The sequence below is a fragment of the Streptomyces sp. DSM 40750 genome (assembly GCF_024612035.1).
Lineage (GTDB): Bacteria > Actinomycetota > Actinomycetes > Streptomycetales > Streptomycetaceae > Streptomyces.
The window spans coordinates 2,509,864-2,535,423 of sequence record NZ_CP102513.1; the positions used below are offsets into that span (position 1 = coordinate 2,509,864).

Genomic DNA, 25,560 nt, shown 5'->3' on the forward strand with positions numbered 1-25,560 from the left:
GCAGGCCGACGGTGGCACGAGGTAGTACGCGGCCCACGAGCCGTGACGTCGCCCAGGCCGCCGGGGTCTCCCAGGCCGCGGTCTCCCTGGTCCTCGGCGACAAATGGCGCGGCCGTGTCTCGGAGACCACGGCGGAACGCGTACGGGAGGCCGCGCGGGAACTGGGCTACCGGCCCAACCTCGCCGCCCGCAACCTCCGCCTCGGCCGCACCCGGACCGTGCTCCTCGTGGTGCCGGCCCTGACGACCGAGTTCTTCGCGGGCGTGTACACGGGCGCGGCCCGGGTCGCCGCCCAGCACGGCTTCGGCGTCGTCCTCTATCCGTCCCCGGAGGGCGTCGGCCCGGCCCGCGACCCCTTCGCCTCCGCCCAGGCCGCACTGGACGGCGTGATCGCCTCGTCGATGGCCGCGGACGCGCTCACCGCGATCCGGGGCGACCAACTGCCGCTGGTGATGCTGGACAGCGATCCGCAGGGCAGCCTGGGGGCCGCCACCGTCAACCTCGACATCCGGGACGGCGTACGACAGGTCGCCGACCATCTGCTCGGACTGGGGCACCGCGACTTTCTGCATCTGGCCGCGGACGTGCCGTCCTGGACCTTCGACGTGCGTGCGCGGGAGCTGGCGGCGCGAGTGGGTTCGATGCCGGGCACCTCCCTGCGCACGGCCGCCGCACCCATCTCCATCGACGGGGCGCTGGCCGCGGCGGAGGCCGCGCTGACCGAGGCCGGGGCCCGTCCGACCGCGCTGGTCTGCGACGACGACAAGCTGGCGGCCGGCGCGTACAAGGCCGTACGACGGTTGGGGCTGCGGGTTCCGGAGGACGTCTCGGTGACAGGGCTGGACGACCTGGCCCTCGCCACGGCGCTCGATCCCGAGCTGACGACCGTGCGGCTGGACGCGGAGCTGTTCGGGGAGCGGGGGATGGAGGCCCTGCTGGCGGTTCTGGAGGGACGCACGCCGACGGAGGGGGATATTCCCGTGGAGCTGGTGGTTCGGGGGTCCACGGCACCCCCAGGGGCCCCCGGAGGGCTCCGCCCGGGCGCCGTTGAGCGCCGCTGAGCACCATCCGCACGTCGTATGTCGTTGATCGCGCGTTCCCCGCACCCCCTCGGCTTCGGGACGCGGCCGACGCCGACCCCCTCCCCCGATACCGCTCTATGCCGTGCGCCCCGGCCTGGGTCGGCCGGGGCGCACTACGGGCGGGGTTCGAGGCGGGGGGTCTACTCCTCCTCGGCGCTTTCGGCTTCCGTGCTGGCGCCGTCGATCTCCAGCAAGCGGCCGAGTTGGCGGCCGACGATGCGCTTGAACTTGCGCTGTTGCGGGCGGGTGCGGTCGAGGACAGCGACCTCCAGGCGCTCGGCGGGGATCTCCCGCTGGGTGCCGTTGGTGTCGCGGGACAGGGCCTGGACGGCGAGCTTGAGTGCCTCCGCCAGGGACATGCCGTCCTGGTGGCGCTGGTCCAGGTAGCTGCTGATCTGCTCGGCGTTGCCGCCGACCGCCACCGAGCCGTGCTCGTCCACGATCGAACCGTCATGCGGCAACCGATAGATCTGGTCACCCTCGGGGGTCTCCCCCACCTCGGCGACGACCAGCTCCACCTCGTACGGCTTCTCGGCCGCCGAGGAGAAGATCGTGCCCAGGGTCTGGGCGTAGACGTTGGCGAGACCGCGGGCGGTCACATCGTCGCGGTCGTAGGTGTAACCACGGAGATCGGCGTAGCGCACGCCGCCGATCCGCAGGTTCTCGTACTCGTTGTACTTGCCGGCGGCAGCGAAGCCGATCCGGTCGTAGATCTCGCTGAACTTGTGCAGCGCGCGGGACGGGTTCTCGCCGACGAACACGATGCCGTCGGCATACTGCAGCACGACCAGGCTGCGGCCACGGGCGATGCCCTTGCGGGCGTACTCCGCCCGGTCGGCCATGGCCTGCTGGGGTGAGACATAGAACGGCGTCGACACCGGTTATCCGTCCCTTTCTGTCGAAGTCACTGGATCACCTTGATAAGAGGGCCGTCGACCGGACCGGCTAGAGCAGCGCGGCGCGCGGGCCGTCGGGCTGCTCCAGGCGCCGCTCCAGGATCGAGCGGGCGATCTCGGAGGACTCCTCGTCGGTGAGCCGGCGGAAGCCGTCCTCGGTGATCACGGTGACGATGGGGTAGATCCGGCGGGCGACATCGGGACCACCGGTGGCCGAGTCGTCGTCTGCCGCGTCGTAGAGGGCCTGGATCACGAGGGTCGTGGCCTCGTCCTCGGTGAGGTCGGCACGGAAGAGCTTCTTCATGGCGCCGCGCGCGAAGATCGAGCCGGAGCCGGTGGCCGCGAAGCCGCTCTCCTCGGAACGGCCGCCCGTCACGTCGTAGGAGAAGATGCGGCCCTTCCCCCGGTCGACGTCGAAACCGGCGAAGAGCGGGACGACGGCCAGACCCTGCATGGCCATGCCCAGGTTGGAACGGATCATGGTCGACAGACGGTTGGCCTTGCCCTCCAGGGAGAGCTGGGCGCCTTCCACCTTCTCGAAGTGCTCCAGCTCCAGCTGGAACAGCTTCACCATCTCCACGGCCAGACCGGCCGTGCCGGCGATACCCACCGCCGAGTACTCGTCCGCCGGGAACACCTTCTCGATGTCCCGCTGCGCGATCATGTTGCCCATCGTGGCCCGGCGGTCACCGGCCAGCACCACACCGCCGGGGAACGTCGCCGCCACGATCGTCGTGCCGTGCGGGGCCTCGATCACGCCCTGGGTCGGCGGCAGCTGCCGCTTGCCAGGGAGCATCTCCGGCTGGTGGTCCGACAGGAAGTCCATGAAGGACGACGACCCAGGCGTCAGGAAGGCAGCTGGTAGACGCCCGGTGCTACGAGTGTTGGCTTCCACGCGTTTCCTTCCACGTATGTCGCAGCCCGCCTTATGACGTCGGGCCGATCCTTGAACTGCCCCAGCGCCGCGTTGCAGCTGAAGCACAGTACGCCTCGGACCCTACCCGTGTTGTGGCAGTGATCCACATGCTCGGCGGGGGCAGCGAGGCAGATACAACAGATGCCCTGCTGCTCGGCAATTAGCTCGTCCAACTCCGCTGGCGTTAGACCGTACTTGCGCATGAGATGACCTGCCCGGTTGTCGATCGCACGACAAGCTCGGCAGCGCGACGCCAGACCATCGGGAGACGAGCCTTTTCGATGCCATTCGGAGTGGGGCTTGATCTCCCCACAGCCCTGACAGAGCTTGCTGCCTTCCGGGACCGCACCAGGTAGTGGAACTACTCTTCCCATAGCCTGCTGACGCTTCCGGTCCGACTCATGCGCACAATCAAGGCAGCGGCGCTGCAATCCGTCGAGGTTCGACCGCTTCTGAGCGAACGCCGCACGCGGCTTGGTCTTGCCACACCGCGCGCAGCGCTTCACCCCATGCTCATCCGCCACCAACCCACCCCGTCTACCTTCAATTCGAAGGCGAAAGCAGCCTACTGGCCACCCTTCTGAACGAATGACCTCACGAAATCCTCGGCATTCTCTTCGAGCACATCATCGATTTCGTCGAGAACCGAGTCCACGTCGTCGCTCAGCTTCTCCTGCCGCTCCTTGAGGTCCTCCGAAGCCTGCGCCTCGGGTGCTTCCTCGACCTCTTCGGTGGAACGCGTGGCCTTCTGCTGGCCGCCGCCGGTGTCCTTGGTCGCCATAACCCTCACCCCGCTCAGTTCGCCCGACATGGTCGGCAGGTCGGCTTTCCTGCCGATCGGTGATGATCAGACCCTACAAGCCGGATCTGACATTGGCCCCGTCGTTTCCACAACGTCCGGGGACCACCTCGATGATTCCCGGACGCCGCTGTTTCCACCCTGCCCAGCTGATCAGGGGTGAACCCTGGATCAGCCGCCGGACAGGACCCTGACCAGGTCTTCTGCCGTGCGGCAGCGGTCCAGGAGCTCCTTGACGTGATTTCGCGTTCCGCGAAGCGGTTCGAGGGTTGGGACGCGCTGGAGCGAATCCCGGCCCGGGAGATCGAAGATCACCGAGTCCCAGGAGGCCGCCGCGACGTCGTCGGCGTACTGCTCCAGACAGCGGCCGCGGAAGTACGCGCGGGTGTCCTCCGGCGGCTTCGTACGGGCCCGTTCGACGTCCGCCTCGTCCAGGAGCCGCTTCATCTTGCCGCGGGCCGCGAGACGGTTGTAGAGGCCCTTCTCGGCGCGTACGTCGGCGTACTGGAGGTCGACGAGGTGCAGCCTGGCGGCATCCCAGTCGAGGTCGTCGCGGCGCCGGTAGCCCTCCATCAGCTCCCGCTTGGCGACCCAGTCCAGTTCTCCGGACAGGCTCATCGGGTCGTTCTCCAGCCGGTTGAGGGTGTCCTCCCACCTGCTCAGGACGTCCTTGGTCTGGTCGTCGGCGTCGGCCCCGAAGCGCTCCTCCACGTACTTGCGCGACAGCTCGTAGTACTCCATCTGGAGTTGTACGGCGGTCAGGGTGCGGCCGCTGCGGAGGGTGACGAGGCGTTGCAGGGACGGGTCATGGGAGACCTGGTGGAGGGTGCGGACCGGCTGGTCGACGGCGAGGTCGACCGCGATGAAGCCGTCCTCGATCATGGACAGCACCAGGGCCGTCGTGCCCAGCTTGAGGTAGGTGGAGATCTCCGACAGGTTCGCGTCGCCGATGATCACGTGGAGTCGGCGGTACTTCTCCGCGTCCGCGTGCGGCTCGTCCCTGGTGTTGATGATCGGGCGCTTCAGCGTCGTCTCCAGGCCGACCTCGACCTCGAAGTAGTCGGCGCGCTGGCTGAGCTGGAAGCCGTGTTCGTGGCCGTCCTGGCCGATGCCGACGCGGCCCGCTCCGGCGAAGACCTGGCGGGAGACGAAGAACGGCGTGAGGTGGCGCACGATGTCCGAGAAGGGGGTCTCCCGCTTCATCAGGTAGTTCTCGTGCGTGCCGTAGGAGGCGCCCTTGTTGTCGGTGTTGTTCTTGTAGAGGTGGATCGGCTGGGCGCCGGGGAGCTGGGCGGCGCGTTCGGCGGCCTCGGCCATGATGCGTTCGCCGGCCTTGTCCCAGAGGACGGCGTCCATCGGGTTCGTGACCTCGGGGGCGCTGTATTCGGGGTGTGCGTGGTCGACGTAGAGCCGCGCGCCGTTGGTGAGGATGACATTGGCGAGGCCGATGTCCTCGTCGGTGAGCTGGCTGGAGTCGGCGGCCTCGCGGGCGAGGTCGAAGCCTCGCGCGTCCCGCAGCGGGTTCTCCTCCTCGAAGTCCCAGCGGGCCCGGCGGGCCCGGTGCATCGCCGCGGCGTAGGCGTTGACGATCTGGGACGAGGTGAGCATGGCATTGGCATTGGGGTGGCCGGGGACGGAGATCCCGTACTCCGTCTCGATGCCCATTACTCGCCGTACGGTCATGCGGCCCTCCTTGCCCGGCGGCGCCCTCGGTCGGGGACGCTGCTCAAGTACCGCTGGCGCTCCGGTGCGTGTGCGGTGCCCGTCCCCGCACTGCGCGACTCGGCGGTACGAAAGAGCCTAGAACGGCTCTGCGCTGGTGGGGAGATCATTTGCGTCATTGCCTTGCTCCGGCCTTTACCTGAAAAACAGTCGACTGCGGGTACCCACTGAGGGCACCCGCAGCCGCCCTGTCTTTTACAGGTACTGCCCGGTGTTCGCCACCGTGTCGATGGAGCGTCCGGTGTCGGCACCCTGCTTTCCGGTGATCAGCGTACGGATGTAGACGATCCGTTCGCCCTTCTTTCCGGAGATTCGGGCCCAGTCGTCCGGGTTGGTGGTGTTGGGCAGGTCCTCATTCTCCTTGAACTCGTCCACGCAGGCCTGGAGCAGGTGGGAGACGCGGAGGCCCTTCTGGTTCTTGTCGAGGAAGTCCTTGATCGCCATTTTCTTGGCACGCCCGACGATGTTCTCGATCATGGCGCCGGAGTTGAAGTCCTTGAAGTAGAGGACTTCCTTGTCTCCGTTGGCGTAGGTGACTTCCAGGAAGCGGTTTTCCTCGGTTTCGGCGTACATGTGTTCCACTGCCGTCTGGATCATGCTCTGGACGGTGGTGGCCTTGGAGCCGCCGTGTTCGCCGAGGTCGTCCGTGTGCAGCGGGAGGCGCTCGGTGAGGTACTTCTGGAAGATGTCCTTGGCCGCTTCGGCGTCCGGACGCTCGATCTTGATCTTCACGTCGAGGCGGCCGGGGCGCAGGATCGCGGGGTCGATCATGTCCTCGCGGTTGGAGGCGCCGATGACCACGACGTTCTGCAGGCCTTCCACACCGTCGATCTCGGCGAGCAGCTGCGGGACGATGGTGTTCTCCACGTCCGAGCTGACGCCGGAGCCGCGGGTGCGGAAGAGGGATTCCATCTCGTCGAAGAAGACGATGACGGGGGTGCCCTCGCTGGCCTTCTCCCTGGCGCGCTGGAAGACGAGGCGGATCTGCCGCTCGGTCTCACCGACGTACTTGTTGAGGAGCTCGGGGCCCTTGATGTTGAGGAAGAAGCTCTTGCCCTGGGCCTGGCCGGTCACTTCGGCGACCTTCTTGGCCAGCGAGTTGGCCACGGCCTTGGCGATGAGCGTCTTGCCGCATCCGGGGGGTCCGTAGAGGAGGACGCCCTTGGGTGGGCGCAGTTCGTGCTCCTTGAACAGGTCCGGGTAGAGGTAGGGGAGCTCGACCGCGTCGCGGATCATCTCGATCTGGTTGCCGAGGCCACCGATCTGCTCGTAGCCGATGTCCGGGACCTCTTCGAGGACGAGTTCCTCGACCTCGCTCTTGGGGACGACCTCGTAGACGTAGCCGGAGCGGGGTTCGAGCAGGAGGGCGTCGCCGGGGCGGATGGTGACGTCCAGCAGCGGCTCGGCGAGCCGTACCACCCGTTCCTCGTCGGTGTGCCCGAGTACCAGGGCTCGCTCGCCGTCCTCGAGGATCTCCTTGAGGGTGACGATGTCCCCGACGCGCTCGTACTCCATGGCCTCGACCACGTTGAGCGCTTCGTTGAGCATTACTTCCTGGCCGCGCCGGAGCTCTTCCAGGTCGACGCTCGGGCTGACGTTCACCCGGAGCTTTCGGCCCCCGGTGAAGATGTCGGCCGTGCCGTCCTCGTTCGCCGTGAGGAAGACACCGAAGCCGGCCGGCGGCTGCGCGAGCCGGTCGACTTCTTCCTTGAGGGCCACGATCTGGTCGCGGGCCTCACGGAGCGTGTTGGCGAGCCGCTCGTTCTGTGCGGACACGCCGGCCAGATTGGTCTGCAGCTCGACGATCCGCTCTTCGAGAATCCTCGTGTGTCGCGGAGAGTCGGCGAGCTTGCGTCGCAGGACGGCGATCTCCTGCTCAAGGTAGGCAATCTGCCCGGCCGGGTCGTCGGACCCTCGTCCCGGGCGGATGCCGCGGTTCATGTCGTCGTCGTGGGCTGCCACGGTCCTCACCTCCTCCAAGGGGAGCTGGACGCTTCCAGACCCTACCTGGGTGGGTGTCGATTGAAACCCCTAGATCACAAAGACTGTCGGGGTGTGTCCGATCTTCACCCTTGCGCTCTCCCTCACGCCAGGGGAATACCCACCGAACATGCTTGGGAAGCCGCCCCAGGTAGGGTCGAAGTGTTCAACACCCGTCAGAGCCTGCATCGTTCCCGACCGGCTCGACGAATGAAACGGCAGGAGAGATGACCGTGCAGCAGGAGGCCGGAGCCAAGGGCGAGGCGCTCGAGGTCTGGATCGACCAGGACCTGTGCACCGGCGACGGCATCTGCGTCCAGTACGCGCCCGAGGTGTTCGAGCTGGACATCGACGGACTGGCCTATGTGAAGAGTCCGGGCGACGAGTTGTTGCAGGCCCCGGGGGCCACAACGCCCGTTCCGCTGCCGCTTCTCACGGATGTGGTGGACTCCGCGAAGGAGTGTCCGGGCGAGTGCATCCACGTACGTCGGGTTTCGGACAGGGTCGAGGTCTTCGGGCCTGACGCGGAGTGACCCGGCGGACACTCCGCGTCGCCCCGTGTCTGCTTTCTCACACCGGGTTTGCCGGGTGATCACTTCCCGTTCGTCTTCCGGCGGGCGGTGTCAGACGCTTTGTGTTCCGGCGGGCGTCGAGCGCACGAACGCCCCGTTCTTCCATTGCCACTTGACGGGGTCCGTCACGTCCGGGCAGCAGTTGGGCACGTCGGCCGACGAGTAGCCGTGCAAGGTCGCGGTGACGACGGCGTCACGGAGGGCGAAGTCGGTGACGGTCTTGCGGTCCTTGGGGTTCACGAGGGTGGCGACGACCCGGGGCTGCGCGGCGTCGGTGGAGCGGGTGAGGACGTACACGCCGTCGGGCGGGGTGCCCATGCTGGCGTCGCAGTGCACGACGGCCACGGTCTCCGGGCGGCCGTCTCCGTCGAGGTCTCCGGAGCGCTTCTGCTTCACGACGATCCCGACGGGTCCGCAGTCGAGGGGGAGGTCCACCTCGGTGGGGTCGGGGGCCGCCACGACGGCCGGGGCCGGCTGGGCCTGCGGGCCGGGCTGGGCCGCTCTCGCCGCGTCGGGCTGGAGGGCGGACGACAGGGCCATGACTCCGGCGAGTGCGGTGGCCGTGGCGAGCCAGTGGATGGGCCGGGTGTGCGCGTGGGCCAGTTCCGGGACGGCGGATTGCTGCACTAGGAGCGTCTCCTGAGGGTGCTGTGCCGGTGGGGATGACCCGCATGGTGCCACACGTCACAGTGGCCGTGGAACGGCGGGGTACGTGGTTCCCGCAGCTTTCTGGTGGCGCGTCAACGGGAGAACGACGTGGCCGAGTTCCCGGGTGCTGCTGGGAACTCGGCCAGGTCGAGGGCGCGTTGTATGCGGCGGGCGGCCGCCTACGGTGACGGGTGGGCGGCGCGGGGCCGCTCACCGGGTGGGTCGGGGTTCAGCGGCCGCTGCCGCCGTCGGCGTTGGGGCCGGCGTAGTCCTCACCGTATGCGCCCTTGGCGGGGCGGCGGCGGCGCATGGGCGGCTCGACGCCGTCGGCGAGGCGACGGGCGGTGAGCAGGAAGCCGGTGTGGCCGATCATCCGGTGGTCCGGGCGGACGGCGAGGCCCTCGATGTGCCAGTTGCGGATCATCGACTCCCAGGCGGTCGGCTCGTTGAAGCAGCCGATCTCGCGGATGGACTCGACGGTCCGGGCGAGCTGGGTGGTGGTCGCGACGTAGCAGCAGAGGATGCCGCCGGGGACGAGGGACTTGGAGACGGCCTCCAGGCACTCCCAGGGGGCGAGCATGTCGAGGATGACGCGGTCCACGTCGGTGTCGCTCAGGTTGTCCTGGAGGTCGCCGACGGTGAGCTGCCAGGCGGGGTGCGGGCCGCCGAAGTAGCGCTCCACGTTCGCCTGGGCGATCTCGGCGAAGTCCGCGCGGCGCTCGTAGCTGTGCAGCATGCCCTGGTCGCCGATGGCGCGCAGCAGGAAGCTGCTGAGCGAGCCGGAGCCGACGCCGGCCTCGACGACGCGGGCGCCGGGGAAGATGTCGGCGAAGGCCAGGATCTGCCCCGCGTCCTTGGGGTAGACCACGGCGGCGCCGCGGGGCATGGACAGGACGTAGTCGGGGAGCAGGGGTCGCAGCGCCAGGTAGGCGACGTTCCCCGTGGTGCGGACAACACTGCCCTCGGGAGCGCCGATCAGCTCGTCGTGCGGGAAGGAACCCTTGTGGGTGTGGAAGTTCTTTCCCTCTTCGAGCGTGAACGTGTAGTGGCGTCCCTTGGGGTCGGTGAGCTGGACCTGGTCCCCGACCTTGAAGGGCCCGCGACGGCGGGCGGCACCGGTCGGTTCGGACATGTGAGTCAGCCTACCGGCGTTTCGGAGGGCTGCCGACCACGGTCTCGGCGCGCTGGGGTCCATGGGTCATCGCGGGTTCGTCGTGGCTGGTCGCGCCCACGTGGCGGAGCCGCATATCGGACAGGCCCGTGCCCCTTGAGGGGCGCTCAGCTGGGCCTTGCCATTGCCTTGACGAACGCTCGCTCCACGTCCGCCGCCGACAGGACGCCGTAGATCTCGCCCGACTCCTCCACCACCAGGTACTCGGTGGCCGGGGCCGCGCGGAGGGCTTCGAGGAGGGCTTCGCCTGCCAGTTCCGCGGAGACGCGCATGCCGTCGGTGAGGTCCTGGGCGAGGCCGCCGACGGCTACCCAGGGGCGGCGGTGTTCGGGGACGCCGACGATGGCGGCCTCGCGGACGAGGGAGAGGGGTTCGCCGTCGGGGTCGACGACGACGAGGGCGCGGGCGCCGGCTTCGTTGGCGCGGCGCAGGGCCTCGGAGAGGGGGGTGTCGGTCTCGACGGGGACCGCGCGACGGGTGAGGGCGCGGGCCTGGAGTTCGGGGAGGTGTTCGCGCAGGCGGGCCATGCGGAGGCTGTTGCCGGCGCCGGTCCAGATGATCGCGGCGAGGATCGCGGCGAGCAGGGCGTCCAGGACGGTGTCCATGCCGACGCTGTCCTCGGCGGCGGAGCCGAGCAGTCCGGACTGGGTGAGCAGCGGGAGTCCGATGAGGACGGCGACGGCGAGGGCGCGGCCGACCCAGGCGGCGGCGATCGTGCCGGTCATCGGCTTGCCGGTGATCTTCCAGACGACGGCGCGGAGCATGCGGCCGCCGTCGAGGGGCAGGCCGGGCAGCAGGTTGAACGCGGCGACGATCAGGTTGGAGATCATCAGGCCGGCGAGCAGTACGCCGGGGACGGTGCCCGGCTCGACGGCCAGCAGTGCGACGTAGAAGACGCCCGCGAGGATCAGGGAGAGCAGGGGGCCGACGAAGGCCAGGACGAACTCGCGGCCGGGGGTCTCGGACTCCTTCTCGATCTCCGAGACGCCGCCGAAGAACTGGAGCTGGATGCGGCGCACGGGCAGTTTGAAGCGCAGGGCGGCGACGGTGTGCGCGAGTTCGTGGACGAGTACGGAGGCGTAGAAGGCGACCGCGAAGAAGAGGGAGACCAGGTAGCGGGCGGCGCCGAGCTCGGGCAGGACGCGGTCGAGCTGACCGCCGAATACCCAGGTGATCAGGGCCGCGACGAGGAACCAGCTGGGCGCGACGTACACGGGTACGCCGAAGGGGCGGCCCATGAGGATGCCGCCGCCGGGCTCCTTGGGGCGCTCGGGGGGCTTGGGTGCGACCTCCGGGTGGACGTGGGGGCGCGGGGAGGTGGCCGTGCGCGCCTGCTCGTCCGCCGGCGCCTTGTCCGGGTTCGCCGGGGTCACCGGGGTCGTGGAGTCCGTGGGCGGCTTGTTCTCCGGGTCGGGCGACGGGTTGTGCACCGGGGCTTCCGACGAGTTGTCCGCCGAGGTCTTCGACGGCTCAGGCGCAGGGGTTTCCGACGGCTCCGGCGCAGGGGCTTCCGACGGCTTCACGGCGTCGGCGTCCGCGTCCGCGTCGGCGGAAGTCTTGCCGCCCGGTGCTACGGGGTCACCGGTGTCCTGGGGAGCGTCGGAGGCTCGGGGGGCCTCGGGGTGCGTCGAGGAGGCGCCGTCGGGCTCGCCTGCGTCGCGGCGGGACTCGGCCGGGGTGGGGGCGCCACTTTCCGCCGGGGTCCCGTTCACGTCGCCGTGCGCGCGCTCGGGCGCCTCGTCGCTGCCGGACCGCGGCTGCCCGCTCCCGCCGCTCGTCTCCACGATGTCCCCTCGTTCGAAGCGTCTTCCGCGCCCGGTGGCCGGGCGGAAGGGTCTGCGGTCGATGCTATGTGGTCGCCGGGGTCCGTTCCGCCCCGGCACCCCCTCTGTTTTCCCCCGCGTCGCGCGAGGCACACGGGTGTTGACGTGTGCTGCGGCGCCGGGCGGTCGGACGGGTCCGTGGCTGTCACTGTCAGTGGTGGGTCGTATGGTCTGTGGTCATGGAAACCAGCACCGACGGCACCGGCACCGTCCCCGTGGGCGGCGAGGGCGATCGTCCTGCCGTGCGGGCCGCCGCGCCGCCTGCCTCGCTGTCGCCCTCGCGCGCCAGTGACTTCATGCAGTGCCCCCTGCTGTACCGGTTCCGGGTGATCGACCGGCTGCCCGAGAAGCCGAGCGAGGCGGCGACGCGCGGCACGCTGGTGCACGCGGTGCTGGAGAGACTCTTCGACGTCCCGGCGGCCGAGCGGACGGCGCCGCGGGCCAGGTCGCTGGTGCCCGGGCAGTGGGACCGGCTGCGCGAGAGCAGGCCGGAGGTCGTGGAGCTGTTCGCGGACGACCCGGAGGGGGAGCGGCTGGCACGCTGGCTGGCCGAGGCCGAGCGGCTGGTGGAGCGCTGGTTCACGTTGGAGGACCCGACGCGTCTGGAGCCCGCCGAGCGGGAGTTGTTCGTGGAGGCGGAGCTGGACTCGGGGCTCAGGCTGCGCGGGATCATCGACCGGGTGGACGTGGCGCCCACGGGTGAGGTGCGGATCGTCGACTACAAGACGGGCAAGGCGCCGAGACCCGAGTACGCCGAGGGCGCGCTGTTCCAGATGAAGTTCTACGCCCTGGTGGTGTGGCGGCTGAAGCAGGTCGTGCCGCGCCGGCTCCAGCTCGTCTATCTCGGCAGTGGGGACGTGCTGACGTACGACCCGGTGGTGGCGGATCTGGAGCGGGTGGAGCGGAAGCTGCTCGCGCTGTGGGAAGCGATCCGGCTGGCCACGGAGAGCGGTGAGTGGCGGCCGCGGCCGACCAAGCTGTGCGGCTGGTGCGACCACCAGTCGGTATGTCCGGAATTCGGCGGCACTCCCCCGCCGTACCCCCTCCAGGTGAGGTCACCCGAGTCGGTGGTCGAAGGGCAGGGCAGAATGGGCCCGGACTAGCCGAAGGAGACTTTCGTGGCCATCCGCGTCCTACTGGTCGACGACCAGCCGCTGCTGCGTACCGGGTTCCGGATGATTCTGGAGGCGGAGCAGGATCTCGCGGTCGTCGGGGAGGCCGGGGACGGCCTTCAGGCGCTCGACCAGGTGCGGGCGTTGCAGCCCGATGTGGTTCTGATGGACATCCGTATGCCCCGGATGGACGGGGTGGAGGCGACCCGACAGATCACCGGGCCCGGGCGGGACGGTCCGGCGAAGGTGCTGGTGCTGACCACGTTCGATCTCGACGAGTACGTGGTGGAGGCGCTGCGGGCGGGTGCCAGCGGGTTTCTGCTCAAGGACGCGCCGGCCGATGAGCTGGTGCAGGCGATCCGGGTGGTGGCCAACGGGGAGGCGATGCTCGCGCCGAGCATCACGCGTCGGCTCCTCGACAAGTACGCGGAGCATCTGCCGTCGGGCGACGAGCCGGTGCCGAACACGTTGCACACGCTGACCGACCGTGAGGTCGAGGTGCTGAAGCTGGTGGCCCGGGGTCTGTCGAACGCGGAGATCGCCGCCGATCTGTTCGTCAGCGAGACCACGGTCAAGACGCATGTGGGTCATGTGCTGACCAAGTTGGGGCTGCGTGACCGGGTGCAGGCGGCGGTGTACGCGTACGAGAGCGGGTTGGTGCGCCCCGGCGCGCAATAGCCGAGCCGACGGCAGCGCCACGACAGCCGCCGTGACAACGCGCCGAGGGCGCCCTCTTCCTGCGAAGAGGGCGCCCTCGGTCGTACGGGGGCTGTCGGCGTCAGCCCGGGCCGGCGTCAGCCCTTGCTGATCTCCCAGAAGCGGAAGACGGTCGACGCGTCCAGGCAGTACTCCAGGCCGTACACGTTGTCGCGGACGACGGCGTACTGCTTGGCCTGCCAGATGGGGAGGAGGGGGACCTCGGCGGCGACGATGTTCTGCAGTTCGGCGTACTCCTTCTCCGTGGAGGAGCGCTCGCTCTGGGCGGCGGTCGCCGTGAGGAGTTCACCGGTGATGGTGTCGTTGGCGTAGTTGTTGCCCAGCACGTTGTCCTTGCCGAAGAAGGGACTGGTGAAGTTGTCGGGGTCCGGGTAGTCCGGGATCCAGCCCTTCACGTACACGCCGTACTTGCCGGCGGCGATGTCCTTCTCGTACTGGTCGAAGGCGACGGACTTCACCTTCGCGTCGAACAGCCCGCTGTCGTTGAGCTGCTTGGCGATGGCCTCCAACTCCTGGTCGGTGGAGGGGCCGTAGCGCGTCGGCGTGGACCAGAGGGTCAGTTCGACCTTGTCGGTGATGCCGTCGGCGCGCAGCGCGGCCTCGGCCTTGTCCTGGGAGGGGCGGGCGCCGTAGGTGTCGAAGAAGGCCGTGTTGTGGCCGGTGATGCCGGCCGGGATGATCGAGTACAGCGGTGTGGCGGTGCCCTGGTAGACCTCGTTGACGAGGGCGTCGCGGTCGAGGAGGTGGGCGATGGCCTGGCGGACGCCGAGCTTGCCGGTGACCGGGTCGTCCATGTTGAAGACGAGGTGCTGGACCTCGGCGCCGGTGCCGTCGACGATGTCGATGCCGTCGGCGGTGGAGGTGTCGGTCTCGATGTCGGAGATGTCGCCCGCGCCGAGGCCGCGGTAGGCGATGTCGAGGTCCCCCTCCAGCAGGGCCTTCTTCAGGGCTTCCTGGTCGCCGTGGAAGAACTTGAGGGTGACGCCCTCGTTCTCGACGTCGGCGGTGCCCTCGTAGTTCTCGTTGACGGAGAAGACGGCCTCGTCCTCGCCGAAGGACTCCAGCTTGTAGGGGCCGGAGCCGACCGCCTTGCCGTCCTCGCGGAGGCCGTCGGCGTCGTAGGAGCTCTCGTCGACGATCGAGCCGGCGCCGGAGGCTATCTTGCTGGGGAAGGTGGCGTCGGCGTACTTGAGGGCGAAGCGGACGGTCTTGTCGTCCGGTGTCTCGACCTTGTCGAGCATGGGGAACATGATCGCGGGACCGGCGTCGTCGTTGATCTTCAGCATGCGGTCGAAGGAGAACTTGACGTCCTTCGCGGTGAGCGCCTCACCGTTGCTGAACTTCAGGCCGTCCTTGAGGGTGCACTCGTAGACCGTGGTGCCGCTGCCCGTGAAGGAGCACTCCTCGGCGAGGTCCGGTTCGGGCTCGGTGGCACCGTTGGGGAAGCTCAGCAGGGACTGGAAGACGTTGTTGAAGAGGAGCCAGGATCCGGGGTCGTAGCCGGAGGCGGGGTCGGTGGCCGGGACGTCTTCGGACATCCCCATCACCACGTTGGAGCCGGAGTCCCCGGATCCCCCCGATTCGGAGCCGCAACCGGTCAGCAGGCCGGCGGCAAGCCCAGTCGCGATGGTCAGGACGGGCCACTGGGTGCGCATGTTCACGTATGAGTGCCTTGTGTCGTCGGGTGCATTGCGGGTGCGCTCCGGGGTCCCCCGAGGCCGGTCGGCCTCGCCCGGGGCGGGGGTGAGGTCCGGTCAGTTGGCCCGGCCGCGGCCCAGCTCCCAGAGCTGGAGCGTCGAGGCGGCGTTGAGGGCGTATTCGGCGCCGGTGATGTCGTCGCGGACGGCGACGTACTGGTTGCCCTGCCACAGCGGCAGGATCGGCACGTCGTCGGCGACGATGTCCTGGATGCCGGTGAGGCTCTCCGAGGCGGTGAGGCGGTCGGCCTCGCGGCGGGACTCCGGCAGCAGCTTGCCGCGGATCTCGCTGTTCGCGTACGGCGAGCCGAGGAAGTTGTCCTTGTCGAGGAAGGGCGCGAGGTAGTTGTCGGCGTCGGGGAAGTCCGGGAACCAGCCCATGCCGTAGACCGCGTACTCGCCCTCCTGCTCGGCGGGGCGGAACGTCGACCAGGGCGTGCCCTTGATGGTCACGTCGAACAGGCCGCTGTCGTCGAGCTGCTTCTTCAGCAGCTCGAACTCCTTCTTCGTGGCCGTGCCGTAGTGGTCGGTCGTGTAATGGAGGGTCAGCTTCACCGGGGCGGTGACGCCGGCCGTCTCCAGGGCCGACCTGGCCTTGGTGACGTCCGGGTCGCCGTACTTGTTGAAGAACGAGTTGGAGTGACCGGTGATGCCGGCCGGGACCAGCGAGAAGAGGGGTTCGGCCTGGGAGCCGTACACCTTGGAGACGAGTTCGCCGCGGTCGATGACCCAGGCCATGGCCCGGCGGACGGCCGTGCTCTTCACCGGGAAGGCGTCGGTGTTGAAGGCGAGGAAACGGATCTCCAGGCCGGCGGACTCGATCACGTCGATGTCGCTGTCGTCGGCCTCGGAGAGCTTGGCGATCTGATCCGGCGTCATCGACCGGGTCATCAGGTCGATGTCGCCGTCCTGGAGCGCGGCGCCCATGGCATCCGCGCTCGCGAAGGAGCGCAGCTCGACCTTGTCGTTCTTCGGGTCCAACTGGCCCTTGTAGTGGGGGTTCTTGGTGAAGACGGCCATGACCAGCTCGTCGTTCTCGACCTCGGCGTCCAGGGTGTACGGGCCGGAGCCGTCGACCTCGAAGCCGTCGCGCAGCTTGCCCTTGTCGTAGTCGGCCGGGTTGACGATGCCGGCGACCGGGGTGGACAGCTTGTACGGGAGGGTCGCGTCGGGGCTGTTGAGGTGGAAGATCACCTCGTTGTCGCCCTTGGTCTCGACGAGGTCGATGGTGGACAGCAGGGCGAAGACACCGCTGTCGGCCTTGAGGGAGCGGGCTCGGTCGATGGAGAACTTGACGTCCGCGGCGGTGACCGGGTCGCCGTCGGCGAACTTCAGGTCGTCGCGCAGTTTGCAGGCGTAGCGCTCGTTGCCGCTGTCGGTGAAGGCACAGCTGGAGGCGGCCTCGGGTTCCGGTTCGCCGTCGCCGCGGGGCTGGACCAGCAGGGTCTGGACGGTCTGGCGGAGGATGTTCCAGGTGCCGACGTCGTAGGCGTAGGCCGGGTCGATCGGGGCCGGGGCCTCCTTCGAGGCGGTGAACCGGTCGGTGATGCCGACGACGATCGCGTCACCGCTGCCGCCCGCGCTGTCGGTGGCAGCACAGGCGGCGAGTACCGGGGTGAGCAGACCGATCACGGCCGGCAGCACCAAGGTCTTGCGGTTCATGCTCGCGTTTCTCCAGAGCTGTGGTCCGAGACGGGTGCCGGCGGGGTGGTGCGAGCGCGTCACGGGAAGTACGGCGATGTTCTCGCGTCGAGATTAGCCCGCACCGTCAGAGGAGCCCGTACACACCGGAGTTGAGTGCCCATCACGCTGTGGAACCGGGCGCGGACACAAACGGTGTAGTACGCACGGAATGTTTGGGCGCAGCCGTCACCAATCGGGACACAAAGGCACGTCGGGCGCCCCTGGCAGCGGGGATCGAAAGCGCCCGAAGACCACCCCGGAACCCCTTTCGAGTGGCAAACGTCACAGCGGGAAAGGGGTTTCCGGGCGCGGGAATTCCGTCATTGCGATCCGGCTGAATTTCCCGGACCGCACCCTTTGGACGATCTTGGAATTTCTTGCACTTTCAATTGCTCGTGGTCGCCATCAAGCCGCGCAGAAATGGCAGGTCGACCTCTTCCAGCGAGGTCACGACGGTGCGCCGGGCTGCGGGGGCGATGGGTGCCACGGACGGGACGGCGACCACGTGGCAGCCGGCGGCCTCGGCGGCGGCCACGCCGGTCGCCGTGTCCTCGATGACCGCGCACCTGGCCGGGTCCGCGCCGAGGCCGGAGGCCGCCAGGAGGTACGGGTCGGGGAACGGCTTGGTCCGCTCCACCTCGTCGCCCGCGACGGTCAGCGCGAAGTGCTGGGGGCCGAGGGAGGTCAGGACGCGGTCGATGATGCGCCGGTGCGAGGCGGAGACCAGGGCCGTGGGGACACTGTGCGTGGCGAGCTCGGCGAGGAGTCTTGAGGCGCCGGGCATCAGCGGCAGCGCGTGCCCGATACGGGCCTCGAAGCCGTCGTTCAGCAGCACGGACAGTTCGGCGAGGGTGATGTCGGCGCCGGTGGCCTCGATGAGGAAGCCCGCGCTGCGGCTCATGGGGCCGCCGACCACGACATGGCGCCAGGTGTCGTCGAGGGTGTGACCGAGGCCGGCGAAGATCTCGACCTCCACGTCCCACCAGAAGCCCTCGGTGTCCACCAGGGTGCCGTCCATGTCGAGGAGCACGGCCTGCAGGGCGGAGCCTTCGGCCGTACGGGTTCCTAGCGCGGGGATCGTCGTGGTCATCCGGCGCACCTCCTTGTGGGACGAGCAGGCCGGTTCCCGGATGGGGAACCGGCCTGCGGTGGACCGACCAGTGTACGACGCCGCGCGGGGAAGTGCCTTTCGGTTGTGCCGCACCGCGCCCCGCAGGGGGCACGGGGCCGTATTCGACGTGCGGTTCCGCCGCGTGGGCGCGACCAGCCGCAACAAGCCCACGGGTACCGCCCGGCCTGCAAGAGGAGCGCTATCGCGCGTTGAAGTACTTCGCCTCGGGGTGGTGGATCACGATCGCGTCCGTGGACTGCTCGGGGTGGAGCTGGAACTCCTCGGAGAGCTGGACGCCGATCCGCTCGGGTTCCAGCAGCTCCGCGATCTTGGCGCGGTCCTCCAGGTTGGGGCAGGCGCCGTAGCCGAGGGAGAAGCGGGCGCCCCGGTACTTGAGGGCGAACATGTCCTCGATCACGGCCGGGTCCTCTCCGGCGAAGCCCAGCTCGGAACGGACGCGGGCGTGCCAGTACTCGGCGAGCGCCTCGGCCAACTGCACGGACAGGCCGTGGAGTTCGAGGTAGTCGCGGTAGGAGTTGGACTCGAAGAGCTTGGCGGTCTCCTCGCCGATGCGGGAGCCGACGGTGACGACCTGAAGGCCGACGACATCGGTCTCGCCGGACTCCTCCGGGCGGAAGAAGTCGGCCAGGCACAGCCGACGGCCGCGGCGCTGGCGCGGGAAGGAGAACCGGGTCCGCTCGTTGCCGTCGTCGTCGAGGATGATCAGGTCGTCGTCCTTGGACACGCACGGGAAGTAGCCGTAGACGACGGCCGCTTCGAGCAGGTTCTCGGTCTGGAGCTTGTCCAGCAGGCCGCGCAGCCGGGGCCGGCCCTCGGTCTCCACGAGCTCCTCGTACGTCGGGCCGTCGCCGGTGCGGGCCTGCTTGAGCCCCCACTGCCCCTTGAAGAGGGCGCCCTCGTCGAGCCAGGTCGCGTACTCCTTGAGCTGGATGCCCTTGATGACGCGGGTGCCCCGGAACGGCGGCGTGGGGACGGGGTTGTCGGTGGCGACGTCGGAACGGACGTGGCCCTCCTCGGGGCGCTCCTCGACCTCGGTGGTCGCGGCCGTCGCCCGTACCCGGCGCTGCTTCAGCTCGGGCAGCTTCGCGCCGGGCACGCCGCGCTTGACGCCGATGAGGGCGTCCATGAGGCGCAGGCCCTCGAAGGCGTCGCGGGCGTAGCGGACCTCGCCCTCGTAGATCTCGTGCAGGTCCTGCTCGACGTACGCCCTGGTGAGGGCGGCGCCGCCGAGGATCACCGGGTAGTCGGCGGCCAGCTTGCGCTGGTTGAGCTCCTCCAGGTTCTCCTTCATGATCACCGTGGACTTGACCAGCAGGCCCGACATGCCGATGACGTCGGCGCGGTGCTCGGCGGCGGCCTCCAGGATCGCGGAGACGGGCTGCTTGATGCCGAGGTTGACCACGGTGTAGCCGTTGTTGGACAGGATGATGTCCACGAGGTTCTTGCCGATGTCGTGCACGTCGCCGCGCACGGTGGCCAGCACGATGGTGCCCTTGCCCTCGTCGTCGGTCTTCTCCATGTGCGGTTCCAGATAGGCCACCGCGGTCTTCATGACCTCGGCGGACTGGAGCACGAACGGCAGCTGCATCTGGCCGGAGCCGAACAGCTCGCCGACGACCTTCATGCCGTCCAGGAGGGTCTCGTTGACGATGTCGAGGGCGGGGCGGTCCTGGAGGGCCGCGTCGAGGTCCGCTTCGAGGCCGTTCTTCTCGCCGTCGATGATGCGGCGCTTGAGGCGTTCCTCCAGCGGGAGGGCGGCCAGTTCCTCGGCTTTGCCGGCCTTGAGTGACTTGGCGGTGGCGCCCTCGAAGAGCTGCATCAGCTTCTGGAGGGGGTCGTAGCCCTCGGCGCGGCGGTCGTGGATGAGGTCGAGGGCGGTCTGGACCTCCTCCTCGCTGAAGCGGGCGATCGGCAGGATCTTCGACGCGTGCACGATCGCCGAGTCGAGGCCCGCCCTCACGCACTCGTCCAGGAAGACGGAGTTGAGGAGGATGCGGGCGGCCGGGTTGAGACCGAAGGAGATGTTCGACAGGCCGAGGGTGGTCTGGACGTCCGGGCGGCGGCGCTTCAGCTCACGGATCGCCTCGATCGTGGCGATGCCGTCCTTGCGGGACTCCTCCTGACCGGTGCAGATGGTGAAGGTCAGGGTGTCGATGAGGATGTCCGACTCGTGGATGCCCCAGTTGCCGGTCAGGTCGTCGATCAGCCGTTCGGCGATCTCGACCTTCTTCTCCGGAGTGCGGGCCTGGCCCTCCTCGTCGATGGTCAGCGCGATCAGCGCGGCGCCGTGCTCCCGCGCCAGCTCGGTGACCTTGGCGAAGCGGGACTCGGGGCCGTCGCCGTCCTCGTAGTTGACGGAGTTGATGACCGCGCGGCCGCCGAGCTTCTCCAACCCGGCCCGGATGACGGGCACTTCGGTGGAGTCGAGGACGATCGGGAGTGTGGAGGCGGTGGCGAAGCGGCCGGCGAGTTCGGCCATGTCGGCCACGCCGTCGCGGCCCACGTAGTCGACACAGAGGTCGAGCATGTGGGCGCCCTCGCGGATCTGGTCACGGGCCATCTCCACACAGTCGTCCCAGCGGCCCTCCAGCATGGCCTCGCGGAACTTCTTCGAGCCGTTGGCGTTCGTGCGCTCGCCGATGGCCATGTACGAGGTGTCCTGGCGGAACGGGACCGTCTGGTAGAGGGAGGCGGCGCCGGGCTCGGGGCGCGGGTCGCGCTCGGTGGGCGTGAGGTCCCGGACGCGCTCGACGACCTGGCGCAGGTGCTCGGGGGTGGTGCCGCAGCAGCCGCCGATGAGGGAGAGACCGTACTCGCGGACGAAGTTCTCCTGGGCGTCGGCGAGTTCCGGCTCGGTGAGCGGGTAGTGCGCGCCGTCCTTGGTGAGTACCGGCAGGCCCGCGTTGGGCATGCAGGACAGCTGGATGCGGGAGTGCCGGGCCAGGTAGCGCAGGTGCTCGCTCATCTCGGCGGGCCCGGTCGCGCAGTTCAGGCCGATCATGTCGATGCCGAGGGGCTCCAGCGCGGTCAGCGCGGCGCCGATCTCGGAGCCGAGCAGCATGGTGCCGGTCGTCTCCACGGTCACCGACACGATGAGCGGGACGTCGTATCCGGCCGTCCGCATGGCCCGGCGGGCGGCGAGGACGGAGGCCTTGGTCTGCAGCAGATCCTGGGTGGTCTCCACCAGCAGCGCGTCGGCGCCGCCCGCGAGGAGGCCCTCGGCGTTCTGCTGGTACGCGTCACGGATGGCGGTGAAGGTGGTGTGGCCGAGGGTGGGCAGCTTGGTGCCCGGGCCGATCGAGCCCAGTACCCAGCGCTGACGGCCGTCGCGGGCGGCGAACTCGTCGGCCGTCTCGCGGGCGATGCGGGCACCGGCCTCCGACAGCTCGGCGGTGCGCTCGGGAATGTCGTACTCGCCGAGGGCGGTGAGGTTCGCCCCGAAGGTGTTGGTCTCGACGCAGTCGACACCCGCGTCGAAGTACGCGGTGTGCACGGAGCGGACGATGTCCGGGCGGGTCACGTTCAGGACCTCGTTGCAGCCCTCCAGCTGTTGGAAGTCCTCCAGGGTCGGGTCCTGGGCCTGGAGCATCGTGCCCATCGCGCCGTCGGCCACCACCACCCGGGTGGCGAGGGCCTCGCGCAGTGCGTCGGCTCGGGCCCGGCCTGCGGCGGTGGACGAAGGGGACGGGTTCGGCAACGAGGCCATGGAGCTGCTCCCTGGAGTGCGACGGCTGTCGGCTTTGCGGCTTCTCGTGGAAGGCGCACGCGGCAAGGGTAGCCCGGAGCGCCTCGGATGGTCAGGGGCGTCCACGAGACGGACGGGCGTGGCGTACCCGGCCGGGTGCGGTTTACTCCGACGACGAACGAACGACGGACGAACGACGGACAGCGGACCGGCGCCGTGCGGACACCCCGCGATCACACGATCACCCAAGGGACTCCTGACGGACACGGGACGGGCACCGCACGGGCACGGGAAAGTCACCGCGCTGCGGGCGTGGCCGAAAAGCTGTTGGCGGCCATTGGCGAGAGGTCGGCAACGACCGGTAGTGTTCGGCATTGCCGAACGTTGGAAGTTCAGACGTACGGCACTCGAAGGGGACGGAGGCAGAACGGCGATGGCACGGAACATCCAGTCGCTCGAACGGGCGGCCGCGATGCTGCGGCTGCTCGCGGGCGGCGAGCGACGGCTCGGCCTGTCCGACATCGCCTCGTCGCTGGGCCTCGCCAAGGGCACCGCCCACGGCATACTGCGCACGCTCCAGCAGGAGGGCTTCGTCGAGCAGGACGACGCCTCCGGGCGCTACCAGCTGGGGGCCGAGCTGCTGCGGCTCGGCACCACCTATCTCGACGTCCACGAGCTGCGGGCGCGCGCCCTGGTGTGGACCGACGACCTGGCCCGTTCGAGCGGTGAGAGCGTCCATCTGGGGGTGCTGCACCAGCAGGGCGTGCTGATCGTGCATCACGTCTTCCGGCCCGACGACAGCCGGCAGGTCCTGGAGATCGGGGCCATGCAGCCCTTGCACTCGACGGCCCTGGGCAAGGTCCTCGCCGCGTACGACCCCGTGGCGCACAGCGAGGTCCTGGAGGGCGAGCGCAAGGCGTTCACCGACCGGACCGTCTGCGCGCCGGACGACTTCGAGGGCGTCCTGGACATCACCCGCGCGCGCGGGTACGCGGCCGACGTGGAGGAGACCTGGGAGGGCGTCGCGTCCATCGCCGCCCCCATCCACGACCGGCGGCGCATGCCCGTCGGCGCGGTCGGCATCACCGGCGCCGTGGAGCGCCTGTGCCGCGAGGGCGAACTGCGCCCCGAGCTGATCGCAGCCGTACGGGACTGCGCCCGCGCGGTGTCGCGGGACCTGGGAGCCGCGCGGTTCTGACCGCCGCGGAACCCCACCCGCCCCCCCGAAGGCCGGGACACCACGGAGTGTCCCGGCCTTCGCCGTGCGCACCCTGAGCAGTCACCTCAAGATCGATGAGCCGGTTCGATCAATAACGATCGCGTTTTCGACAACGGGACCCTTGACTAGCCACTCGCGCCGCAGCAAGACTCCCGTCCATCGGTCGGCATTGTCGAACACCTACCGGCAAATACGCGCTAGAGTGTGACGACGCCAAGGGCCGAACTCTTTCCCCTGGACGAAGGACAAAGGAGTCGCGGGTGTCCAGCTCCGACATCTTCATCGGCGAGACCATCGGTACCGCCATACTCATCCTGCTCGGTGGCGGCGTGTGCGCCGCCGTCACGCTGAAGGCCTCCAAGGCCCGTAACGCCGGTTGGCTCGCCATCGCCTTCGGGTGGGGTTTTGCCGTTCTGACGGCCGTCTACACCTCGGCGCCGCTCTCCGGCGCCCATCTGAACCCGGCCGTGACCCTCGCGCTCGCGCTGAAGGAGAACGGCATCGAGTGGAGCCAGGTGCCCGTCTACTGGGCGGGTCAGGTGCTCGGCGCGATGATCGGCGCCGCCCTGGTCTGGGTCGCCTACTACGGCCAGTTCCACGCACACCTCACCGACAAGGAGATCGTCGGCGGTCCGGGCGCGGAGACCACCAAGGCCAAGTCCGTCGAGGCCCGGGAGGCCGGCGCCGGCCCCGTGCTCGGCGTCTTCTCCACCGGCCCCGAGATCCGGAACGCGGTGCAGAACATCGCCACCGAGGTCATCGGCACCGTGGTCCTGGTCCTGGCGGTCCTCACCCAGGGCCTGAACGGCGAGGGCAAGGGTCTCGGCACCCTCGGCGCCCTGATCACCGCGCTCGTCGTGGTCTCCATCGGTCTGTCCCTCGGCGGCCCGACCGGTTACGCGATCAACCCGGCCCGTGACCTCGGTCCGCGTATCGTCCACGCCCTTCTGCCCCTGCCCAACAAGGGCGGCTCCGACTGGGGCTACGCCTGGATCCCGGTGGCCGGTCCCCTGATCGGCGCCGCCATCGCTGCAGGCATCTACAACGTCGCATTTGCTTAAGAGCACCGAGCCGCTGTCTTCCGGAACCCCGTGATTTCGCGAAACGCTCAGCACGCGCCGTACGTACAGCCCTTTGACCAGTGAACTTTCAGGAGCACACCGTGACCGACGCCCACACCGCCGGCCCCTTCATCGCAGCCATCGACCAGGGCACCACCTCCAGCCGCTGCATCGTCTTCGACCGCGACGGACGCATCGTCTCCGTCGACCAGAAGGAGCACGAGCAGATCTTCCCGAAGCCGGGCTGGGTCGAGCACAACGCCACCGAGATCTGGACGAACGTCCAGGAGGTCGTCGCCGGGGCCATCGAGAAGGCCGGTATCACCCGCGACGACATCAAGGCCATCGGCATCACCAACCAGCGCGAGACCACGCTGCTCTGGGACAAGAACACCGGCGAGCCCGTCCACAACGCCATCGTCTGGCAGGACACCCGCACCGACGCGCTCTGCAGGGAGCTCGGCCGCAACGTCGGGCAGGACCGCTTCCGCCGCGAGACCGGCCTGCCGCTGGCCTCGTACTTCGCCGGCCCGAAGGCCCGCTGGCTGCTGGACAACGTCGAGGGCCTGCGCGAGCGCGCCGAGGCCGGCGACATCCTCTTCGGCACCATGGACAGCTGGGTCATCTGGAACCTCACCGGCGGTGTCGACGGCGGCCACCACGTCACCGACGTCACCAACGCCTCCCGCACCCTCCTGATGAACCTGCACACCCTGGAGTGGGACGAGAAGATCGCCGAGTCCATCGGTGTCCCGCTGTCGATGCTCCCGGAGATCCGCTCCTCCGCGGAGGTGTACGGCGAGATCACCGGCGGCAAACTCGGTGACCTGCTCGGCGGCATCCCGGTCGCGTCCGCGCTCGGCGACCAGCAGGCGGCCCTGTTCGGCCAGACCTGTTTCGCCGAGGGCGAGGCCAAGTCCACGTACGGCACCGGCACGTTCATGCTGATGAACACCGGCGAGAAGATCATCAACTCGTACAGCGGTCTGCTGACCACGGTCGGCTACCGGATCGGCGACCAGAAGCCGGTGTACGCGCTGGAGGGCTCGATCGCCGTCACCGGTTCGCTGGTGCAGTGGATGCGCGACCAGATGGGGCTCATCTCCACCGCCGCCGAGATCGAGACGCTCGCGCTCTCGGTCGAGGACAACGGCGGGGCCTACTTCGTGCCGGCCTTCTCCGGTCTGTTCGCCCCGTACTGGCGCTCCGACGCCCGCGGTGTGATCGCCGGTCTCACCCGGTACGTCACCAAGGCGCACCTCGCGCGTGCCGTCCTGGAGGCCACCGCCTGGCAGACCCGTGAGATCACGGACGCCATGACCAAGGACTCGGGCGTCGAGCTCGCGGCCCTCAAGGTCGACGGCGGCATGACCTCCAACAACCTGCTGATGCAGACCCTCTCGGACTTCCTGGACGCCCCCGTGGTGCGCCCGATGGTCGCCGAGACCACCTGCCTCGGCGCCGCCTACGCCGCCGGCCTCGCCGTCGGCTTCTGGACCAACACCGACGACCTGCGCGCCAACTGGCGGCGGGCCGCCGAGTGGACCCCCCGCATGGACGCGGACATCCGCGACCGTGAGTACAAGAGCTGGCTCAAGGCCGTCGAGCGGACCATGGGCTGGCTCGAGGACGAGAACTGACGAGA

Annotated in this window: 20 protein-coding genes; 7 read left to right on the forward strand and 13 right to left on the reverse strand. The window is 69.1% G+C overall.

The window, feature by feature from the left end; translation table 11 throughout:
- The first annotated feature begins 11 nt into the window (after positions 1-11).
- The gene (locus JIX55_RS11220; RefSeq protein WP_257563154.1) at positions 12-1,061 is read left to right on the forward strand and encodes a LacI family DNA-binding transcriptional regulator; all 1,050 of its coding nucleotides are present in this window, start codon (positions 12-14) and stop codon (positions 1,059-1,061) included.
- A gap of 161 nt (positions 1,062-1,222) precedes the next feature.
- On the opposite strand, the gene prcA is transcribed toward JIX55_RS11220, so the two are convergent.
- From prcA to arc, 6 genes are all read right to left on the reverse strand, one after another.
- The gene (gene prcA, locus JIX55_RS11225; protein ID WP_257563155.1) at positions 1,223-1,960 is read right to left on the reverse strand and encodes a proteasome subunit alpha; all 738 of its coding nucleotides are present in this window, start codon (positions 1,958-1,960) and stop codon (positions 1,223-1,225) included.
- Between the two features lie 67 nt (positions 1,961-2,027).
- Positions 2,028-2,873 (reverse strand): proteasome subunit beta, encoded by an 846-nt coding sequence (gene prcB / locus JIX55_RS11230; RefSeq protein WP_257563156.1) that lies wholly within the window; start codon positions 2,871-2,873, stop codon positions 2,028-2,030.
- The gene (locus JIX55_RS11235) at positions 2,825-3,268 is read right to left on the reverse strand and encodes an endonuclease VII domain-containing protein (protein ID WP_306820111.1); all 444 of its coding nucleotides are present in this window, start codon (positions 3,266-3,268) and stop codon (positions 2,825-2,827) included. Before JIX55_RS11235 ends, prcB begins: the two co-directional genes overlap by 49 nt.
- Before the next feature lie 191 nt (positions 3,269-3,459).
- On the reverse strand, positions 3,460-3,675 hold the full coding sequence (locus JIX55_RS11240) for a ubiquitin-like protein Pup (protein ID WP_030606474.1): 216 nt from the start codon (positions 3,673-3,675) through the stop codon (positions 3,460-3,462).
- 189 nt (positions 3,676-3,864) lie between these two features.
- Positions 3,865-5,376: a depupylase/deamidase Dop gene (gene dop, locus JIX55_RS11245; protein WP_443046402.1), complete on the reverse strand. Its 1,512-nt coding sequence runs from the start codon at positions 5,374-5,376 to the stop codon at positions 3,865-3,867.
- 234 nt (positions 5,377-5,610) lie between these two features.
- A complete protein-coding gene (gene arc, locus JIX55_RS11250; protein ID WP_257563157.1) occupies positions 5,611-7,377 on the reverse strand; it encodes a proteasome ATPase in 1,767 nt (588 codons plus the stop codon).
- 245 nt (positions 7,378-7,622) lie between these two features.
- Here arc and JIX55_RS11255 point away from each other — a divergent pair, with 245 nt between their 5' ends.
- The gene (locus JIX55_RS11255; RefSeq protein ID WP_257563158.1) at positions 7,623-7,928 is read left to right on the forward strand and encodes a ferredoxin; all 306 of its coding nucleotides are present in this window, start codon (positions 7,623-7,625) and stop codon (positions 7,926-7,928) included.
- 90 nt (positions 7,929-8,018) lie between these two features.
- On the opposite strand, the gene JIX55_RS11260 is transcribed toward JIX55_RS11255, so the two are convergent.
- The 3 genes from JIX55_RS11260 to JIX55_RS11270 form a co-directional block, all read right to left on the reverse strand.
- Entirely contained in the window at positions 8,019-8,594 is a 576-nt protein-coding gene (locus tag JIX55_RS11260; RefSeq protein ID WP_257563159.1) for a hypothetical protein, read from the reverse strand.
- 250 nt (positions 8,595-8,844) lie between these two features.
- On the reverse strand, positions 8,845-9,747 hold the full coding sequence (locus JIX55_RS11265) for a tRNA (adenine-N1)-methyltransferase (protein ID WP_257563160.1): 903 nt from the start codon (positions 9,745-9,747) through the stop codon (positions 8,845-8,847).
- 146 nt (positions 9,748-9,893) lie between these two features.
- On the reverse strand, positions 9,894-11,570 hold the full coding sequence (locus JIX55_RS11270; RefSeq protein WP_257563161.1) for a site-2 protease family protein: 1,677 nt from the start codon (positions 11,568-11,570) through the stop codon (positions 9,894-9,896).
- Positions 11,571-11,788: 218 nt separating this feature from the next.
- Between JIX55_RS11270 and JIX55_RS11275 the strand changes: the two genes are divergently transcribed.
- Together JIX55_RS11275 and JIX55_RS11280 are read left to right on the forward strand one after the other, a co-directional pair.
- A complete protein-coding gene (locus tag JIX55_RS11275) occupies positions 11,789-12,712 on the forward strand; it encodes a RecB family exonuclease (protein WP_257563162.1) in 924 nt (307 codons plus the stop codon).
- Between the two features lie 15 nt (positions 12,713-12,727).
- Positions 12,728-13,399 (forward strand): response regulator, encoded by a 672-nt coding sequence (locus tag JIX55_RS11280; protein WP_257563163.1) that lies wholly within the window; start codon positions 12,728-12,730, stop codon positions 13,397-13,399.
- Between the two features lie 116 nt (positions 13,400-13,515).
- On the opposite strand, the gene JIX55_RS11285 is transcribed toward JIX55_RS11280, so the two are convergent.
- The 4 genes from JIX55_RS11285 to metH form a co-directional block, all read right to left on the reverse strand.
- The gene (locus tag JIX55_RS11285; RefSeq protein ID WP_257563164.1) at positions 13,516-15,099 is read right to left on the reverse strand and encodes an ABC transporter substrate-binding protein; all 1,584 of its coding nucleotides are present in this window, start codon (positions 15,097-15,099) and stop codon (positions 13,516-13,518) included.
- A gap of 93 nt (positions 15,100-15,192) precedes the next feature.
- Complete coding sequence (locus JIX55_RS11290; RefSeq protein ID WP_257563165.1) at positions 15,193-16,797, reverse strand: ABC transporter substrate-binding protein; 1,605 nt, start codon at positions 16,795-16,797, stop codon at positions 15,193-15,195.
- A gap of 406 nt (positions 16,798-17,203) precedes the next feature.
- Positions 17,204-17,908, reverse strand: coding sequence for an HAD family hydrolase (locus JIX55_RS11295; protein ID WP_257563166.1), 705 nt, complete (start codon positions 17,906-17,908; stop codon positions 17,204-17,206).
- A gap of 220 nt (positions 17,909-18,128) precedes the next feature.
- Positions 18,129-21,656 carry a methionine synthase gene (gene metH, locus JIX55_RS11300; RefSeq protein WP_257563167.1) on the reverse strand — a complete coding sequence of 1,176 codons (3,528 nt, stop codon included), beginning with the start codon at positions 21,654-21,656 and terminating at the stop codon, positions 18,129-18,131.
- Between the two features lie 412 nt (positions 21,657-22,068).
- Between metH and JIX55_RS11305 the strand changes: the two genes are divergently transcribed.
- From JIX55_RS11305 to glpK, 3 genes are all read left to right on the forward strand, one after another.
- Positions 22,069-22,833: an IclR family transcriptional regulator gene (locus JIX55_RS11305; RefSeq protein WP_257563168.1), complete on the forward strand. Its 765-nt coding sequence runs from the start codon at positions 22,069-22,071 to the stop codon at positions 22,831-22,833.
- Between the two features lie 281 nt (positions 22,834-23,114).
- Complete coding sequence (locus JIX55_RS11310; RefSeq protein WP_257563169.1) at positions 23,115-23,915, forward strand: MIP/aquaporin family protein; 801 nt, start codon at positions 23,115-23,117, stop codon at positions 23,913-23,915.
- 101 nt (positions 23,916-24,016) lie between these two features.
- Positions 24,017-25,555 carry a glycerol kinase GlpK gene (glpK, locus tag JIX55_RS11315; RefSeq protein ID WP_257563170.1) on the forward strand — a complete coding sequence of 513 codons (1,539 nt, stop codon included), beginning with the start codon at positions 24,017-24,019 and terminating at the stop codon, positions 25,553-25,555.
- The last annotated feature ends 5 nt before the right edge of the window (positions 25,556-25,560 follow it).

What these genes read in the sequence shown, in the direction of transcription:
- JIX55_RS11265 (WP_257563160.1), bottom strand. Translation starts at nt 9,747, where the DNA reads ATGTCCGAACCGACCGGTGCCGCCCGCCGTCGCGGGCCCTTCAAGGTC.
- JIX55_RS11235 (WP_306820111.1), bottom strand. Translation starts at nt 3,268, where the DNA reads ATGGGAAGAGTAGTTCCACTACCTGGTGCGGTCCCGGAAGGCAGCAAG.
- dop (WP_443046402.1), bottom strand. Translation starts at nt 5,376, where the DNA reads ATGACCGTACGGCGAGTAATGGGCATCGAGACGGAGTACGGGATCTCC.
- JIX55_RS11275 (WP_257563162.1), top strand. Translation starts at nt 11,789, where the DNA reads ATGGAAACCAGCACCGACGGCACCGGCACCGTCCCCGTGGGCGGCGAG.
- JIX55_RS11295 (WP_257563166.1), bottom strand. Translation starts at nt 17,908, where the DNA reads ATGACCACGACGATCCCCGCGCTAGGAACCCGTACGGCCGAAGGCTCC.
- JIX55_RS11305 (WP_257563168.1), top strand. Translation starts at nt 22,069, where the DNA reads ATGGCACGGAACATCCAGTCGCTCGAACGGGCGGCCGCGATGCTGCGG.
- JIX55_RS11290 (WP_257563165.1), bottom strand. Translation starts at nt 16,797, where the DNA reads ATGAACCGCAAGACCTTGGTGCTGCCGGCCGTGATCGGTCTGCTCACC.
- JIX55_RS11255 (WP_257563158.1), top strand. Translation starts at nt 7,623, where the DNA reads ATGACCGTGCAGCAGGAGGCCGGAGCCAAGGGCGAGGCGCTCGAGGTC.
- JIX55_RS11240 (WP_030606474.1), bottom strand. Translation starts at nt 3,675, where the DNA reads ATGGCGACCAAGGACACCGGCGGCGGCCAGCAGAAGGCCACGCGTTCC.
- metH (WP_257563167.1), bottom strand. Translation starts at nt 21,656, where the DNA reads ATGGCCTCGTTGCCGAACCCGTCCCCTTCGTCCACCGCCGCAGGCCGG.